The 258-nt window shown below is 59.3% G+C and carries 1 protein-coding gene; it reads left to right on the forward strand.

Annotated elements, in window-relative coordinates:
- Positions 1–258, forward strand: a 258-nt coding sequence (locus tag K5E40_RS34680; RefSeq protein WP_221734460.1) for a hypothetical protein, incomplete at both ends; no start/stop codon positions are given.

The raw sequence follows: 258 nt of genomic DNA on the forward strand, positions 1-258 counted from the left end.
ATACAACGCCGCCGACCAGATCATCGAACAGCAGGCCGGTAACGGCGTGCTCAGCCAATGGACTTACGATCCGGCCGATGGTCGCCTGCACACCCAGCGCAGCCGCAAAGCTGCCGGTGCGGTCTTGCAAGACTTCGAATACTTTTACGACCCGGTCGGCAATATCACCCGCATTGAAGACCACGCCTTCCAGCCGGTGTGGTTTGCCAACCAGCTCATCGAGGGTCACCGTGATTTCTGCTACGACTCGCTGTACCG

This window comes from Pseudomonas baetica, from assembly GCF_019733355.1.
GTDB lineage: Bacteria > Pseudomonadota > Gammaproteobacteria > Pseudomonadales > Pseudomonadaceae > Aquipseudomonas > Aquipseudomonas baetica_A.